The organism is Amycolatopsis keratiniphila (assembly GCF_000400635.2).
GTDB classification, from domain to species: Bacteria; Actinomycetota; Actinomycetes; order Mycobacteriales; family Pseudonocardiaceae; genus Amycolatopsis; species Amycolatopsis keratiniphila.
This window is the reverse complement of the sequence record NC_021252.1, coordinates 5314515-5330073: the sequence shown is the minus strand read 5'-3', so window position 1 is coordinate 5330073 and position 15559 is coordinate 5314515. Positions and strand designations below refer to the sequence as shown.

General features: G+C 69.3%; 17 protein-coding genes. 13 read left to right on the top strand and 4 right to left on the bottom strand.

Annotation, left to right across the window (positions count from 1 at the left end; translation table 11 throughout):
• Window positions 1-14 precede the first annotated feature (14 nt).
• Complete coding sequence (locus AORI_RS65060; protein ID WP_043848196.1) at window positions 15-674, bottom strand: hypothetical protein; 660 nt, start codon at window positions 672-674, stop codon at window positions 15-17.
• 446 nt (window positions 675-1120) lie between these two features.
• Here AORI_RS65060 and AORI_RS65055 point away from each other — a divergent pair, with 446 nt between their 5' ends.
• The 5 genes from AORI_RS65055 to AORI_RS65035 are packed head-to-tail and all read left to right on the top strand — an operon-like array spanning window position 1121 to window position 5042.
• Window positions 1121-2158: an alpha/beta hydrolase gene (locus tag AORI_RS65055; protein ID WP_016335148.1), complete on the top strand. Its 1038-nt coding sequence runs from the start codon at window positions 1121-1123 to the stop codon at window positions 2156-2158.
• A complete protein-coding gene (locus tag AORI_RS65050) occupies window positions 2155-2988 on the top strand; it encodes an SDR family NAD(P)-dependent oxidoreductase (RefSeq protein ID WP_016335147.1) in 834 nt (277 codons plus the stop codon). The genes AORI_RS65055 and AORI_RS65050 overlap by 4 nt, the downstream gene beginning before the upstream one ends.
• Window positions 2985-4211: a glycosyltransferase gene (locus AORI_RS65045; protein ID WP_016335146.1), complete on the top strand. Its 1227-nt coding sequence runs from the start codon at window positions 2985-2987 to the stop codon at window positions 4209-4211. Before AORI_RS65050 ends, AORI_RS65045 begins: the two co-directional genes overlap by 4 nt.
• A gap of 28 nt (window positions 4212-4239) precedes the next feature.
• On the top strand, window positions 4240-4614 hold the full coding sequence (locus AORI_RS65040; protein WP_016335145.1) for a hypothetical protein: 375 nt from the start codon (window positions 4240-4242) through the stop codon (window positions 4612-4614).
• Complete coding sequence (locus AORI_RS65035) at window positions 4611-5042, top strand: MarR family winged helix-turn-helix transcriptional regulator (protein ID WP_016335144.1); 432 nt, start codon at window positions 4611-4613, stop codon at window positions 5040-5042. Before AORI_RS65040 ends, AORI_RS65035 begins: the two co-directional genes overlap by 4 nt.
• Here AORI_RS65035 and AORI_RS65030 read toward each other — a convergent pair.
• Window positions 5008-5448 (bottom strand): SRPBCC family protein, encoded by a 441-nt coding sequence (locus AORI_RS65030; RefSeq protein ID WP_016335143.1) that lies wholly within the window; start codon window positions 5446-5448, stop codon window positions 5008-5010. The genes AORI_RS65035 and AORI_RS65030 overlap by 35 nt on opposite strands.
• A gap of 277 nt (window positions 5449-5725) precedes the next feature.
• On the opposite strand from AORI_RS65030, the gene AORI_RS65025 reads away from it, so the two are divergent.
• The 5 genes from AORI_RS65025 (at window position 5726) to AORI_RS65005 (ending at window position 11110) form a co-directional block, all read left to right on the top strand.
• Window positions 5726-6529, top strand: coding sequence for an LLM class flavin-dependent oxidoreductase (locus tag AORI_RS65025; RefSeq protein ID WP_016335142.1), 804 nt, complete (start codon window positions 5726-5728; stop codon window positions 6527-6529).
• A gap of 160 nt (window positions 6530-6689) precedes the next feature.
• The gene (locus tag AORI_RS65020; RefSeq protein ID WP_016335141.1) at window positions 6690-7673 is read left to right on the top strand and encodes a TerC/Alx family metal homeostasis membrane protein; all 984 of its coding nucleotides are present in this window, start codon (window positions 6690-6692) and stop codon (window positions 7671-7673) included.
• Between the two features lie 256 nt (window positions 7674-7929).
• Window positions 7930-9156, top strand: coding sequence for a PP2C family protein-serine/threonine phosphatase (locus AORI_RS65015; protein WP_046199998.1), 1227 nt, complete (start codon window positions 7930-7932; stop codon window positions 9154-9156).
• Complete coding sequence (locus AORI_RS65010; RefSeq protein WP_016335139.1) at window positions 9153-10676, top strand: sensor histidine kinase; 1524 nt, start codon at window positions 9153-9155, stop codon at window positions 10674-10676. Before AORI_RS65015 ends, AORI_RS65010 begins: the two co-directional genes overlap by 4 nt.
• Window positions 10673-11110: a response regulator gene (locus AORI_RS65005; protein ID WP_016335138.1), complete on the top strand. Its 438-nt coding sequence runs from the start codon at window positions 10673-10675 to the stop codon at window positions 11108-11110. Before AORI_RS65010 ends, AORI_RS65005 begins: the two co-directional genes overlap by 4 nt.
• Before the next feature lie 2 nt (window positions 11111-11112).
• Here AORI_RS65005 and AORI_RS65000 read toward each other — a convergent pair whose 3' ends face one another.
• Window positions 11113-11415 (bottom strand): hypothetical protein, encoded by a 303-nt coding sequence (locus AORI_RS65000; protein ID WP_016335137.1) that lies wholly within the window; start codon window positions 11413-11415, stop codon window positions 11113-11115.
• Here AORI_RS65000 and AORI_RS64995 point away from each other — a divergent pair.
• The 3 genes from AORI_RS64995 to AORI_RS64985 all read left to right on the top strand — a co-directional run bounded on the left by AORI_RS64995 (window position 11372) and on the right by AORI_RS64985 (window position 14538).
• A complete protein-coding gene (locus tag AORI_RS64995) occupies window positions 11372-11914 on the top strand; it encodes a hypothetical protein (protein WP_123798503.1) in 543 nt (180 codons plus the stop codon). The genes AORI_RS65000 and AORI_RS64995 overlap by 44 nt on opposite strands.
• Window positions 11915-12085: 171 nt before the next feature.
• Window positions 12086-12874, top strand: coding sequence for a hypothetical protein (locus AORI_RS64990; protein WP_046199822.1), 789 nt, complete (start codon window positions 12086-12088; stop codon window positions 12872-12874).
• Complete coding sequence (locus AORI_RS64985; RefSeq protein ID WP_016335134.1) at window positions 12871-14538, top strand: serine/threonine-protein kinase; 1668 nt, start codon at window positions 12871-12873, stop codon at window positions 14536-14538. Before AORI_RS64990 ends, AORI_RS64985 begins: the two co-directional genes overlap by 4 nt.
• Window positions 14539-14556: 18 nt before the next feature.
• Here AORI_RS64985 and AORI_RS64980 read toward each other — a convergent pair whose 3' ends face one another.
• Window positions 14557-15360, bottom strand: a complete 804-nt coding sequence (locus AORI_RS64980; protein ID WP_016335133.1) for a DUF2382 domain-containing protein — start codon at window positions 15358-15360, stop codon at window positions 14557-14559.
• Window positions 15361-15559: the final 199 nt, after the last annotated feature.

Here is a 15559-nt window from a genome sequence, read left to right as displayed (position 1 = left end):
GTGGTGCGGGGGATTCAGCGGCCGAGCGGACCGGCGGCGTGCCGCCAGGCGTCGACGGCGAGCGCGTCGAGATCGAGGCCGGTGGTCCCGGCGTCACGAAGCACGACCAGCACGTCGTCGGCGGCGATGGCGACGGTGCGCAGACGCAGCCCCGGCAGCTCGGGGGGCTGCCCGGGAAGCGTCAGGAGTTGTTCGTAGGAAAGGGTTTTCGCACCCGGCACGGCGGGAGCCGGGTGGACGGTGACGGTCGACACCGCGGTACCGGCCGCGTCGTCGACCGTCACCTTCGAGCACCGCCCGGCCTGCGCGGCCCAGGCCGCCAGATCGGGTGGGTTCGTCATACGGGCGACCAGTTCGGAGACCTGGCCGCCGGGGACGGCGGACTGGAAGCCCTGGCCGGCGGCGCCGTCGCGGACCAGCCTGCCGTGGACGACGTCTTCGCAACCACCGACGTCGACCCTGCTTTCGCGACTGTCCGGGGTGGACAGTGCCGAGGCCACGTCGAAACCGTCGCGCGCGGACGCTCGCGGGACGGATCCAGGTGGTAGCAGGGCGGCCTCCGGAACGACGGGGGAAGGCGGTGCGGGCGCGGCCTGAATCGATTCTCCGGGGGCGCCGGAAATGGTCGCGACCGCGGCGGCGGACACGACGAGAGCGCGAATTCGGGCAGCCATGAATAGCCCTTTCGGAAGGGTCCTTGGGGAGGGCGGTCCCTTCGGTGGGACGCGGGCGCCGGGGTCGCGTCGGGGAACGCCGAACCCGGGCGGCACGACGAAGGCTACGACGGGAAATCGAATACCGGAAGGTGTCAAGAGAACGTAAATGTCCTTCATGTACAGGGTGTGACCTGGGAGTTTCGGCCTTTTCGCAGGTGTGCGCGCCGGTCTGGTACTCCCGTGCCACAGTCGCTCACTGTCCGTGAGTGATGGGTCACCCGACTGGGGGAGGTTGAGGGATTTCTTGTTTCCCTGGCATTCATATTGTCCTCCCGGATTGTGGGCAGGACAATTGCCTGGAGGGGCTCGTTCCGCTTAACGTGTCGCCACCTCTGATTTTCTTTCTCGGGTAATCGCCGTCACATTTTCGAATTCTGTCGAACGACCGGGACAAAGGATTACGTATGCGCAATACTTCGAGGCGGCTGTGGGCGGTCGCGGCCGTCACCTGCCTGCTGTCGGCCGTCGTCGTGGCCCCGGCGCGGGCCGAGAGCGGTGTCCCGGAAGCCAGGGCGGACGACGGCTCGCACGTCGTGGCGCAGACCACTGTGGACGGTGACCCGCGGATGCTGGACCTCACCGTGCGCTCGGTCGGCGTCGGGAGTTACGCGATGGTCCGGCTGATTCTGCCGTCGGGGTGGGCCGCCGAGCCGGACCGGAAGTGGCCGGCGGTGTACCTGCTCGCCGGGGAGACGCGGCTGCAGGATTATCGCGGCTGGACCGCCAACACCGACATCCGGAAGCTCGCCGACGACTCCGGCGCGCTGGTGGTGATGCCGGGCTCGGGTTCCGCGGGGTTCTTTTCCGACTGGTGGAATTACGGCAAGAACGTCGTGCTCAATCAATGGGAGACGTTCACCGCCGTCGAGATCCCGCAGTTGATCGATCGCGGCTATCGCGGGGACGGTCGCCGGGTGGCGGCGGGGCTCTCGCTCGGCGGTTACGGGGCGGTCGAACTCGCCGCCCGTCGGCCGGGGGTCTTCCGGTTCGCCGGGTCGTTCAGCGGCAATCTCAACCCCACGGGCCCGTACGGCGAGCTGCTGACCAGCGCTATCGTCGCCTCCGCCCGGCAAGACCCCGAAGCGCTCTGGGGCGACCGCCGTCGTGAGGCGTCGCGCTGGGACGCGCACGATCCGCTGGTGAACGCCGATCGCCTGCGTGGCACCGAGCTGTACCTGTCCACCGGCAACGGTCTTCCGGGGCCGTTCGACGGCAAGCTCCCGATCGACGTGCTGCCCGGCGCGATGCTGCTCGAATTCCTCTGCTCCGGCCAGACCACCGCGATGGCCGACCGGCTGAACCGGCTCGGTGTCCCGGTCATGACGGACTTCTACGGTGCCGGCACGCATCATTGGGCGTACTGGCAGGACCAGTTGCACAAGACGTGGCCGCGGATGCTGCGCGCCCTCGCCGCGCCGGTGAAGGCGGGGGAGGCGTCGTGACCCGTCCGTCCTTTGTGGTCACCGGGGCGTCGAGCGGGATCGGCCGGGCGTGCGTGGCCGAACTCGTCCGGCGGCACGCCCATGTCTGGGCCAGTGTGCGCACCGACGCCGATGAAACCGACCTCGCGCGGACGTTCGGTGAGGCGGTCACCGTGTTGCGGATGGATCTCCGGGATCCGGCGTCGATCGCGGCCTGTGGGGAGAAGGTCGCGGCGGCGGGCCCCTTGCGGGGGCTGGTGAACAACGCCGGGATGGCCCGGCCGGGGCCGCTGGAGCACGTCCCTCTCGACGATTTCCGGCACCAGCTGGAGGTCAATGTCACCGGTCAGCTGGCCGTCACGCAGGCGATGCTGCCCGCGCTGCGTGCCGCGTCCGGTGCCAGGGTCGTGACGGTCGGGTCGATGGGCGGCCGGATCGCGGGGCCGATGGTCGGGCCGTATCACACGTCGAAGTTCGCCTTGGTCGGCTTGACCGACAGCCTGCGCGCCGAACTCGCCCCGTCCGGGATCGGCGTCGTCCTCGTCGAGCCCGGCGCCGTCGCCACGTCGATCTGGTCGCGTGCTCGCACCGCCGCCGAAGAGGTGCGCGCCGCGCTGCCGGAAGCCGCGCGGGAAAGGTATGCGGCGCAACTGGACGAAGCCGAACGCAGTGCCGAGCGGTCCGCGCGGAACGGTGTGCCACCCGAGCGGGCGGCGCGGGTCGTGGTCCACGCGCTGACCGCACGCCGTGTAGCGCCGCGGTACCTGGTGGGCAGGGACGCGCATATCGCCGCCGTGCTGGCGAACCTGCCGTTCCGCCTCCGTTACCGGCTGACGGCGGCGAAGCGATGAGCCGGCTCGTCGTGATCGTCGCTCCCGGCTCGCGGGGCGACGTCCAGCCGTGCATCGCCTTGGGGCGTGGTCTCGACGGTGATCGGGTGCGGGTGCTGGCGGCGGAACGGTTCCGGACCCTGGTGACCTCGCACGGCCTGGATTTCGCGCCGCTTTCGGCCGATCCCGCGGAGATCCTCGGTTCGGACGGCGGGCGCGAATGGACCGAGGGGCGCACGTCCGCGACCTTCCTGCGCGGGTTGCGCGGCGCGCTGGCCCCGGTGATGGAGCGTCTGCTGGCCGACGTCCACCAGGGCGCGGCGGGGGCGGACCTCGTGCTCGCCCCGACGCTGGGATTCCTTGGTGCGCACCTGGGCGCGTCACTCGGTGTTCCCGACGTCGAACTGCACTATCAGCCCAGCGTGCCGACGGGGGCCTTCGCCCATCCGTTGGTGCCGTGGGCGGCCAGGACCGGGCCGTGCGGCAGGCGGCTGAGCTTCCGCGCCGTCGACGCCGTCGCCTGGCAGGTGCTGCGGCCGGAGGTGGATCGGTGGCGTGAGCGGACACTCGGCCTGCCCGCAGCGGGGCTGCGCGGGCTCCGGCGGACGGAAACCCCTGTGCTGTGCGGGTTTTCCGACGCCGTGGTGCCCCGGCCGAAGGACTGGCCCGCGCGCGTCCACGTCACCGGGTACTGGTTCCTCGAGGCGCCCGTGGCCTGGCGGCCGGATCCGCGCCTGCGGGATTTCCTCGCGTCCGGGCCACCTCCGGTGTACGTCGGTTTCGGCAGTATGCGGCCGTCGGAGGCGGAACGGACGTTCGCGGCCGTCCGTACGGCGTTGCGCCGGACGGGGTTGCGGGGTCTGCTCGGTACCGATGCTCGAGTCGACGACGACGATCTGCTGACCGTCGGGGATGTTCCGCACGCGTGGCTGTTCCCACGCACCGCTGCGGTGGTGCACCACGGTGGCGCGGGCACGACCGCGGCCGCGTTGCGCGCGGGTGTTCCCTCACTGGTCTGCCCGGTCTTCTCCGACCAGCCTTACTGGGGCGACCGGGTCTTCCGCCTCGGCGCCGGGCCCCGACCGCTACCGCTGCGGGAGCTGACCGCGGATTCGCTGACCGCGCGGCTGCTGGAACTGTCCGGCAACCTCCTGTTCCGCCGCGGCGCGCAGTACGTCGCGGCGCGGCTGCGTGAGGAGGACGGGGTGGCACGGGCCCGGCAGGTGCTGCGATCGGTGGGCTAAATGTATGCGTTTCGCATATAGTTGAGGCATGGACCTCGAGACAGCGATCAACGAATGGCACGAGAGCGTCAACGAAGGCGACCTGAGGCGATCGGCGGACGCGGTCGGGGACCCCGTCGTCGTTCTCGGGCCCAAAGGCGCCGGGCCGATCACGTCCGCGCAGTTCGCCGACTGGGTGGATCGCTCGGGGATCAGGCTGAAGCCGCGATCGTGGCATCCGGTCAGCGATCACCTGATGGTGGTGGAGGAGGACGCGACCTGGCCCGAAAGCGCGGGACCGACCCGGGTGGCGACCGTGTTCCGGGTGGGCGGCGGCAAGGTCACCGCGGCGCTCCGGCTGCCCGATCTGAAGTCCGCGCTCGAACTGGCCTACATCTGCCGCGAGATGGCGGCGACCGAATGAGCGCCCCGGGTCCGGGCCAGGCCCTGTTCGCCTTCGTGCGGCACTGGTCGCGCCGGACGGCGGCCGTCGCCGACCAGGGCCGTCTCGTCCTCGTCTGCGAGGCGGCCCATTCTCTCGCCGGGCGCGGGGCCGAGACGACGGTGAACGCGATCGCCGTCGAGATCGGCCTCGACCAGAGCGGCGCGTCGCGGCTGGTCAAGGCCGCGATCGAGGTGGGCTGCCTGTCCAGGGAGCCGTCTCGGAGCGACGGGCGCCGCCGCGAGGTTTCGCTGACCGCGGCGGGCCGGTCCATGCTCGACCAGGCCCACCGTTGGCAGGAACAGGTTTTCGATCAGCTCACCGACGGATGGAGCGAGAAGCGGCGAAGCGAGTTTCAGCGGGCCATGAGCGAACTCATCGACCGCTCACATCGGCTAAATGCTCCGTGAGGCGGCCGAAGCAGGACTGCCAGCCTTCGTGGTGACTGTCGCGCTCCGCCGCGGTCTCGAAGATCGCTTGGTGGAACGACATTTCCGTCTTCCCGTCGAGGTCGGAGAGGGCGACCGTGACGAGGGTGTCGTGCCCGCGGAAGCCTTCGGGCTCCTCCCAGGCGAAGCTGAAGACGAGCCGCTCCGGCGCGACGATCTCGTGGTAGACGCCCGACATCCACAGCTCGGTCTCGCCGTCGCTGATGCAGGTGCGCCACTTGCCGCCCACGGTGAGGTTGACGGTGCAGGACTTGCTGGTGAAGCCGGCCGGGCCCCACCACCGCGCGAGATGGTCCGGGTCGGTCCACACGCGGAAGACGAGCTCGCGCGGTGCGTCGAGGAGACGGGTGATCGTCAGGTCGGTCATCGTGGTTCTCTTCCGCAGGTATTCAACCGATAGGTTAATCAATGTCCTGGTTGAACTCTAGTGGCGTTGTCAACCTGGGCGGCACGCGTGATCAGACGGACGTCACGCGTGACTGAACGGACGGCACACGTGTCCAGCCGGACGGCTCGCGGCGGGACCGGTCGCGGCCGAGTGTCGTCCAACCGGTCACGCGTGTCGTCCGTCGAATCACGCGTGCCGTCCACTCGGTCACGCTAAACCGCCCTGAACATCGGTGCCGGTCCGTACGGTCGCAGGCATGACTCTGCGTTCAGCACTCTGGCTGCCGATCTTCGACGAACTCGCCGATCCGGTGATCATCGCGCGGCTCGCCGCCGAAGCCGAAGAAGCGGGCTGGCACGGCTTGTTCGTCTGGGACCACATCCGGTGGCGTGAGCCGGTGCGCGCGATCGCCGATCCGTGGATCACTCTCGCCGCCGTCGCGTCCGCGACCGAGAGCCTCGCCTTCGGCCCGATGGTCACGCCGCTGGCTCGTCGCCGTCCGGTCAAGCTCGCCCGCGAGACGGCCACTTTGGACCGATTGGGCGGCGGGCGGCTGATCCTCGGCGCAGGGCTCGGCAGTGACCGCTTCGGCGAGGAGTTCTCGAGGACCGGCGACGAATCGGACGATCGCAAGCGCGCCGAAATGCTCGACGAATCGCTTGAGATCCTCACCGCCGCCTGGTCCGGCGAGCCGGTGCGGCACCACGGCGCGCACTACACGGTCGACGACATCACCTTCCTGCCTCGGCCCGCCCGTCCGATCCCTGTGTGGCTGGCCGGTTTCCCGGGGAAGACGAAGCCGATGCGCAGGGCCGCGCGCTACGACGGGTTCTTCCCGGTGAACCTGCCGCACGCGGACGAGTTCGTCGAGGCGGTCGAGACGATCACCGCGCTGCGCGAAGGCGACGAGACGCCGTACGACTTCGCCATCGGGGTGCCCGCGGGCACGGATCTCGCGCCCTACGAGCGCGCTGGGGCGACCTGGTGGATGGCCGAATTTCCCTGGGACGACCTGTCCGTCGACACGGTGCGCGGCGTCTTGAGGGAGGGCCCGTCTTGACCCCCGCTTTAATATCTCTTTACTAAATGCGATACTGGACCGACGAGGGGAGTACTTCCCAAGAGCTTGCCCGGTCAGTACGGACACCCCGCCGGTGTCCCCGGGAGGCCGCCCCCGCCGGGGTGAAGGAGACCTCGAACTTCGAGTTCGAGGAGGCTCCATGCCCGAGTCCGTGGCAACCGTGGGATCGCCGGGGTTGTGGGCGATCAGCATCGCCGTCCTGCTGGCACTGCTCGTCGCCGATTTCGTGGTGACCCGGCGCCCCCACGAGGTGTCGATGCGGGAGGCCGCCGGCTGGTCGGTCTTCTACCTCGCGCTTCCGGTGGTGTTCGGGCTCTGGTTGTGGCTCGAGTTCGGGGGCGGTCAGGCGCTCGAGTTCATGACGGGGTTCGTCGTCGAGAAGTCGTTGTCGGTCGACAACCTGTTCGTCTTCATGCTGTTGCTCGCCGCCTTCGCGGTGCCGTCCGAGGTGCAGCAACGGGTGCTGCTATACGGCATCGTGGGCGCGCTGGTGCTCCGCGGCGTGTTCATCGCGGCCGGTGCCGCGATGCTGTCGGCGGGAACCTGGGCGTTCCTCGTCTTCGGCGTGATCCTGTTCGTCTCGGCGATCAAGATCCTGCGCGAGGCCATGTCCGGCGGTCAGAGTGAGATGGACCTTTCGCAGCTGCGGTCGGTCCGGTTGCTGCGCAGGCTGATGCCGGTCACGGACGACTATCGCGGCACCAGGCTGACCGTGCGTGAACACGGACGCCGCGCGCTCACCCCGCTGGCGGTCGTGGTCGTCGCGGTCTTCGCGACCGACGTGGTGTTCGCGGTCGATTCCGTGCCCGCGGTGTACGGCATCACCGAAGACCCGTACCTCGTGTTCGCCACCAACGCCTTCGCCTTGATGGGCTTGCGCGCCTTGTACTTCGTGCTCCACTCGGCGCTCGCGAAGCTGGTCCACCTGAACCACGGCCTCGCGATCATCCTCGCCTTCATCGGGGTGAAGCTGGTGCTGCACTGGGCGCACGGCATCTGGCCGTCGGTGCCGCAGGTCCCGACCCCGGCCTCGCTGGGCGTGATCGTCGCGGTCCTCGTCACGGTGTCGTTCACCAGCCTGTACGCGCGCCGTCGCGAAGCCGCCCGGGCGGCACGGGAGTGAGTGATGATCACCGAACTCGTCGTCGGTTTCCTGATCGATCTTGCGGTCGCCGCCCTCTTCCTGGCCGCGTTGCTCCTGGTCTTCGCGGCGATGCGGCCGCCGCGGCCGCCGCGCGGTCCCTGACCGTGGGAAACCTGGCGTGTCGGTAGTCCGGACCGACGGCATGTCCGGTACGGCCGGTACGCTCCCGGTGGTTGAGAAGACAGCCGTCTTCTGTTCGCGCGCCGGAAAATCCGGTGAGGAAAGGTGGCTGTCCTTGTCCAACGCCGTGCGTTACGGCGAGCAGTCCCCGCCCCGTAGATCTTCTTTCCAGCCGACCCGGTTGCATGTCCTGCTGGTCGAGGACGACGACGGCGACGCGCTCCTGGTCGAAGAAATGCTCGCGGACGCCGTCGAAAACCTGGAACAGGTCGTCCTCGACAGGGTGACGACGCTCGAACGGGCCCTCGCACGGCCGATCACGGCCGACTGCGTGCTCCTGGATCTCCAGCTTCCGGACGCGACGGGGCTGACCGGCCTGACCAGGCTCCGGCAGCACGCGCCGTCGACCGCGGTGATCGTCCTGACCGGCCAGGAGGACGAGGCCACCGGGGTGGCGGCGCTGGGCGCGGGCGCCCAGGACTACCTGGTCAAACAGCATGTCGACGGCAGGCTTCTGGCGCGGACCCTCCGGTATTCCTGGGAACGCAGCCGCGCCGAACGTGTCGAGCAGCAACTGTTGCAGCATCAGTTGCTGGCCAGGGAGAACGCGCGCCTCGAACGGGGTCTGCTGCCGACCCCGCTGGTGACCGATCCCCGGCTCGGACTCGCGGTGAGATACCGGCCCGGCCGGAACGGGGCGTTGCTGGGCGGCGACTTCTACGACGCCGTCGAACTCCCCGACGGCACCCTGCAACTGGTCATCGGGGACGTGTGCGGGCACGGTCCGGACGAAGCGGCGCTCGGTGTCGCGCTGCGGATCGCGTGGCGTTCGGTCGTGCTCGCCGGGCTGCCGATGGCGGAAACATTGGCGATGGTGGAGGAAATGCTGCGGCACGAGGCATTGGGGCCGCTGTTCGCCACCGTCTGCATGATCACCGTCGCCCCGGACCGCCGCTCACTGAGGATGGCACTGGCCGGTCATCCGCAGCCGCTCCTGATCGACGACTCGGGCGGCAGGCTGCTGTCCAGGGAGAAACTCGGCCCGCCTCTGGGCGTCGCGCCGGGTACGGGATGGCAGGAGCTGACGGTGCAGCTGGGGCCGCGATGGTCATTGCTGCTGTACACCGACGGCCTTTTCGAGGGTCGCGTCGAGGGCAGCGGCGAACGGGTCGGGCTCGAACGGATGGCCGCCGCCGCGCTGGACAGCCTGAACGCCGAGGGCTACTCCGCCGCGGCACTCGATCGCCTGATCAGCGAGATGGACCTCCTGCACGGAGGGCCGCTGGACGACGACGTCGCGCTGGCTCTGCTCACGTTCGATTCCGGCGAGCCGCCGCGATGAAGCCCGTTTGGTCGATCAGCCGCTGGGCCGTGTTGTCCGGGGTGATCGCCGGCCTGCTGCTCGGGGGCGCGATCGTGGCCGGCGCGCTGACCTTGACGAACCTCACCGATTCGCGCGCCAGGCTGCTCGACGTCACCGGCCCGCAGGTGCTGCAGTCCACCTCCCTCTCGACGGCGATGCTGAACCAGGAGACCGGTGTACGCGGCTACATCCTGGCCGGACGGTCCGAGTTCCTGGAGCCGTACCGGGACGGATTGAGGGCGCAGGACGCGGCCGTCGCCGAGTTGCGGCGGCTCGGCGTAGTCCCAGGTACCGCGAGTGGTGACGAGCTGGACCGGGTGCTGAGCGCCGCCGCGACCTGGCGAAGGACGGTCATCGAACCCGTGCTCGCCGGAGCACCGGCCACCGGCGCGCAGGTGGACGCGAGCAAACCGCTGTTCGACGAGGTCCGCGCGGCGCTCGGTGTGTTGCAGAACCGCCTGGAGGCCGACCGGCTGGACGCGCGGGAGGACCTGGCGGCCTCCGCCGACGTCCTGCGGGCCATGCTCGTCGTGATCGCGGTCCTGCTCTGCGCCGCGTTCGCGCTGGTCTTCCTGGTCCTGCACCGGAAACTGATCAAGCCGATCCGTCAGCTGGCCTCCGAGGTCCGGGACGTCGCGCAAACCGACGTCCACCGCGAGGTCCGCGGCTCCGGTCCGAAGGAGATGCGAGAGCTGGCGTCCGATGTGGAGTCACTGCGTTCGCGGGTCCTCGAAGAGGTCGCGCAGTTGGAGCGGGCGCAGGAACTGATCGTGACCCGGACCCGCGAGCTGGAGCGGTCGAACTCGGACCTGGAGCAGTTCGCCTACGTGGCTTCGCACGACCTGCAGGAGCCACTGCGCAAGGTGGCCAGTTTCTGCCAGCTGCTCCAGAAGCGGTATCAGGGAAAACTGGACGAACGGGGGGACCAGTACATCGGTTTCGCCGTCGACGGCGCCAAACGGATGCAGGCGCTGATCAACGACCTGCTCGCCTTCTCCCGCGTCGGCCGGCGCCCGGGGGAAAGTATCCTGCTGGAGTCCGGGGAACTGCTGGACACCGCGCTGGGCAACCTCGAAGACGCGATCGCCGAGTCCGGCGCCGGCATCACCCACGGCGAGCTACCCGCCGTACGAGGGGAGAAATCCCTACTGGTGGCGGTCTTCCAAAACCTCGTCGGCAACGCGATCAAGTTCCGCGGCGAGGAGCCGCCGGAGATCGAGATCTCCGCTGAGCGGGACGGCGATGACTGGCGTTTCTCCGTCACCGATAACGGGATCGGCATCAGCGACGAGTACGCCGAGCGGATCTTCGTGATCTTCCAGCGGCTGCACGGCCGCGGCGAGTACCCGGGTACGGGGATCGGGCTGGCCCTGTGCCGCAAGATCGTCGAACACCACGGCGGGAGGATCTGGCTGGACACCACCGTCGCGTCCGGGACCCGGTTCTGCTTCACCCTGCCCGCAGCCCAGAACCCCGACGAAGGAAACGAGCAAGCATGACCGAGTCCTTGGAGCCGATCCACATCCTGCTGGTCGAAGACGACCCCGGCGACGTCCTCATGACGCAGGAGGCGTTCGAGCACCACAAGATCCGCAACACGCTTTCGGTCGTCTCCGACGGAGAGCAGGCCTTGCAGTTCTTGCGCAGGGAAGCACCGTACGAGGACGCGGAACGTCCGGGACTGATCCTGCTCGACCTGAACCTGCCCCGCAAGGACGGCCGCGAGGTGCTCAGCGAGGTCAAGGCGTCGCCGGAGCTGCGCACCATTCCGGTCGTCGTGCTCACCACTTCCGAAGCCGAAGAGGACATCCTCCGCAGCTACGACCTGCACGCCAACGCCTACGTCACCAAGCCGGTCGACTTCGACCGGTTCATCGACGTGGTACGCCAGATCGACAACTTCTTCGTCACCGTGGTGAAGCTTCCGCGCTGAGCTCAGGGAAAGCGGATCACGGTGATCCCGGCCAGCACGAAGAACACGAGCACCACCAGGGTTCCACTGTGCCCGCCGGATGAACTGGTCACGACCTGCTCGACGGCGCCGGTCAGCCGGACGCCGCAGTCCGCGACGACGGTGTGCCTGCCCGCTTCGATCCGCGTGAATTCGACGGCCGCGGTGAAGGCGCCGGTGCCGTCGGCGTAGGCGCCGCCGACGCGTTCGCCGTCCGACGTCAGCGTGACGCGTTCGCCGGGGGTGCAGCCCTTGCCGGTCGCGGACAACGCTTCGCCGGGCTGCACGCTCGGCCGGTCGAGGATCAGGTCGTTCGGGCCCGGCGGGGTGCTGCTCGTCGACGGGACGTCCGTCGGCGGCGGGGGAGTGTCCGTTGTGGACGGTGGCGTTGTCGTGGTGGTGGGCGGCGGTGTCGTCGTGGTGACCGGGGTGGTGGTCGTCCCCGGTCTGGTCGGGGTCGTCACCGGAACCGACGGCTTGGTCGCCGGCGGCACCTTCGTCGTCGGCGGGGCTGTGGTGACGGTCCCGGTCACGCGGAAGATCGCGCTCCCGGTCAGGGGCTGGCCGGTCCGCGCGTTCGTGCACGCGCCCGTGACCGTGTGGCTGCCGGGTGCCGCGTTGCCCGGCACCGTCGTCCCGACCTGTCCGCTGGGGGCGCTGACCGACGTGACGGCCGTTCCGTCCCACGTGAAAGAAATAGGTCCTTTGCAGGGCGAGAAATTCCAGGAAATGGTGAAAGAACTCCCTGCGGGCCCGCTCGAAGGTTTCAAACCAACCGTGGACTGATACGGGGACTGCTGCGCGTTTCCCGTTCCCACCTGGGAAATCAGGAACAACAACCCGGTCACGGTGCCGAATATCAGGCGAACCACGATACGCATTGGGACGTCCCTCTCCGGTAAGTACTCGCTGTAGCATTCCGGACCAGTCGGCCGAGGAAAACAGGGGATGCGCAAAATGGGACGTGTCATCGCGGCAGGGGTTGCGTTGGGGCTGTGCGCGGTCCTCTTGGGCTCACCACCGGCCAATGCGGACGATGTCCCTCGTGGCAAGCTCGACCTGGCGGTCACCCTCGACGACCGGCCGATCGCCAACGCCACGGTCATGATCGATCCGGTGAAACAGGTCGAACTCACCGTCACGGCGACCAACAGCGGAGGGACCGCTCTCAAGGTCCGCAGCGTGCGGGTGTCCGGGGTGGCGCTGGCCCTGACCTTCTTCGCCTACGACACCACGGCACCGTTCGAGGTCCCCGCGCACAGCCGGGTCACCCGGACCTTCGTGCTGGACATGGCGGACCTGTCCGGTCAAGCGATCGGGCTGCTCCCGTCGACGGTCGAACTGCTCGACGCCCAGCGCGGCACGCTCGGCGAGGCGACCACCGTCGCGGACATCCGCGGGTCTTTCTGGTCCGTCTACGGCGCTTTCGGGCTCGCGATGCTCGTGCTCACCGTGCTGGCGTGGCTGACCGCCCTGCTCGCGCTGGCCCGCCACCGCCTTCCCGCCAACCGGTGGCGGCGCGGCCTGCGTTTCCTGCCCGCCGGATTCGGCACCGGGCTCGTCGCCGTCGTCTCGCTGTCGGTGCTGCGGCTCGTCCCGCCGGAGCCGGCGATCGAGATCCCGGTGGTCCTCGGCGCCGCCGTGATCGCCTTCCTGCTCGGCTACCTGACCCCGCATCCCGCGCCGGGCCCCGGTGGCGACGAGACGGTCCGCTTTCCCGACGCCACCAAGGAATTCAACCGATGAGCGCACCCGCCGAGGTCGTCGCCGCGCTGCCGCAGTACGAGATCGGGGCCGCGATCGGCCAGGGCGGGATGGGGGTCGTCTTCGCCGGCGTCCACCGTTCGCTGCGCCGCGACGTCGCCATCAAGCAACTGCCGTGGGACGTGCTGAACCACGCCGTCAGCAGCGAGCTCTTCGACCGCGAAGCCCGGGTGCTGGCCAGCCTCGACCATCCGCACATCGTGCCGGTGTACGACTACGTGCGCACCGGACGTGAGCATCTGATGGTGATGGAACGGCTCGACGGCGGCACGGTGCACAGCCGGTTCCACAGTGGTGAGATCGGCGGGGAACAGGCCTGCGCGATCGGGCTGGCGATGCTCGCGGGGCTCCACGCGGCGCACGAAGCGGGCGTGCTGCACCTCGACGTCAAACCGAAGAACCTGCTCTTCACCACCCAAGGCGTGATGAAGGTGGCCGACTTCGGCATCGCGAAGGTGATCAGCGAGGGCGCCACCCTCGTCACGCACGGCGGCGAAGTCCTCGGCACGCCCGCCTACATCGCGCCCGAGCAGGCGATGGGCAACGCGCTGAGCCCGGCGGCGGACGTCTACTCGGCGGGCACGGTGCTCTACGAACTGTTGTCCGGGAAGCTGCCGTTCGACAACACCCGTGGCGCGATCAGCATGATGCGCCAGCACATGTTCACCGATCCGCATCCGATCGACGGCGTGCCGTCACCGCTCGCCGGGGTCGTGATGCGCAGTCTCTCGCGCGAACTCGATTCCCGGTACCGCGACGCGGAGACCTTCGCCGCCGACCTCGCCTCGGCCGCAACCGCCGTGTACGGACCGGGCTGGCTCGAACGCTCCCGCGTACCCGTCCGGCACCTCACCCCGAGGGTGATCTCCGCGATCGGCGCACCGGCGCCCGCCGGAGACGGCCCGACCCGGCCGGTCCGCCGTCCCGCGCCGGATCCGACGGTGTTGGCGACCCGCGCGGATCTCGAGCCGCGGAAACACTCCGGCACGGTGCTCTGGTTCCGGCTCGCCGCGGCGGCCGCCGCGATCGTGCTCGTGGTGCTCACCCTGCTCACGCCGGAACGGCTGCCGCACGAGGCCACGACGCTGAAGATCGACGGCGTCGCGGCCTCGTCGGCACCCATCGACCTCAGCAAGACGTTCGCGGTGACCGGGGAGGGGAACCCGGGACAGGTCACCCTCGCCCTTTCCGCCGCTGGGATCCCGCTCGGTTCCGCGTCGGCGGTGCCGAAACCCGAGGGCGAGGGCTTCCGAGCCGATCTCGCCTTCCCCGGACTCACCCGGTGGATCGCCGGCGGCGCCGTCACCGCGACCCTGACCGCGGACGGTGTCCCGCGGACCTTCACCGTCGTCACCGAACAGCATCCGCTCGCGAGCGCGCTCGGCGCGGGCAGCCTGATCCTCGCCCTGTTCGCCTTGGCGTATCTGGAATCCGGGCTGCGCACCATCCGGAACGGACACCGCTGGCGGGGCGCGCTCATCGGTGGACCGGTGCTCGGCCTGCTGTTCGGTGCGACGGCGTGGCTGTGCGTCTCGGTGCTGAGAGTGCACGAGCCCGCGGTCCTCTTCGGTGTCGGTTGCGCGATCGCGGGTGCCGTGGCGACCGGTTTCGTGGTCGCGGCCGCCCGCGTCCGGCGCACGCGCTGACGCCCGGACCGCCCCGGGTCACGACTTGCGGTGCTTGCCCTCGTCGTCGGTGACCTCGAACTGTTCCTTGCGGACCTTGCCGGAGATCGTCTGGTCCTCGGTGACGGTCTCGGTCTTGAGCCTCGCCCGCTCGACCGCGACGGTTTCCTTGTTCACCACCGGTTTCTCGGCGTGCAGCACGACTTCCTGTTCGTCCTCGGCGATCTCGGCCCGTTCGCCGCCCGGCTTCGTGATCGGCTCCCGCTCGATCCGGACCTCCTCGTGACTGACCGGAACGGTGACCTGCTGCTCTTCGGTGACGACGTACTTGCGCAGCCGGACATGGCCGGTCTCGACCTGCTCGGTGCCGACGTTCAGCCGTTCCTCGGAGCGCGTCATGGCGGGTTCGGCGTCCCGGTCCCGCTTGCCGGTGTCCGCGCGTGTGCCCGGGTCCATACCGGCCTTGCCACGACCGGTGTCGCCCCGGCCTTGCGTCCGGTCGTCCATCCGGCCGTCCGGGGACGTCCTCGGCATCGGCAGTCCGTAATGCCGGTACAGCTGCGCGCTCTCCTCCGCGGACAGGTGGCCGTCGGCCTCGATACGGGGCGCGTCGGTGACCGCGTCCTTGTCGACGCGGACGTGCACGCCTTCCTTGTCCGCATGCGCGCCCGACAGCGGGACGAAACTCTCCTTGGTGCCGAACAGGCCCGTTTTGACGGTGATCCATTCCGGCTGGCGCGTCGCGTCGGCGAGGTAGACGTTGCCCACCTTCCCGAGCTTGTTCCCGGTCGGGTCGACCACGGCACTGTCGATGAGTTCCTGCGGCTGCATGGTCTTCGCCATCGGTCCTGCTCCTCTCGAAAGATGCTGCTGAGAAGCCCACCGTCGGCCGGGCCGGTGATCATGGCAACCGTCGTGGTGCACCTGTGGGTGACCCCGGAAAGTGGTGGTTTGAAGCGCCGCTCACGGGCTAGGTGCGGGACGTAGTCGCAGGTGGAAGCGGGTGTCCGGGTGGTGGCGAGCACGCCTGGGGGATGGCGCG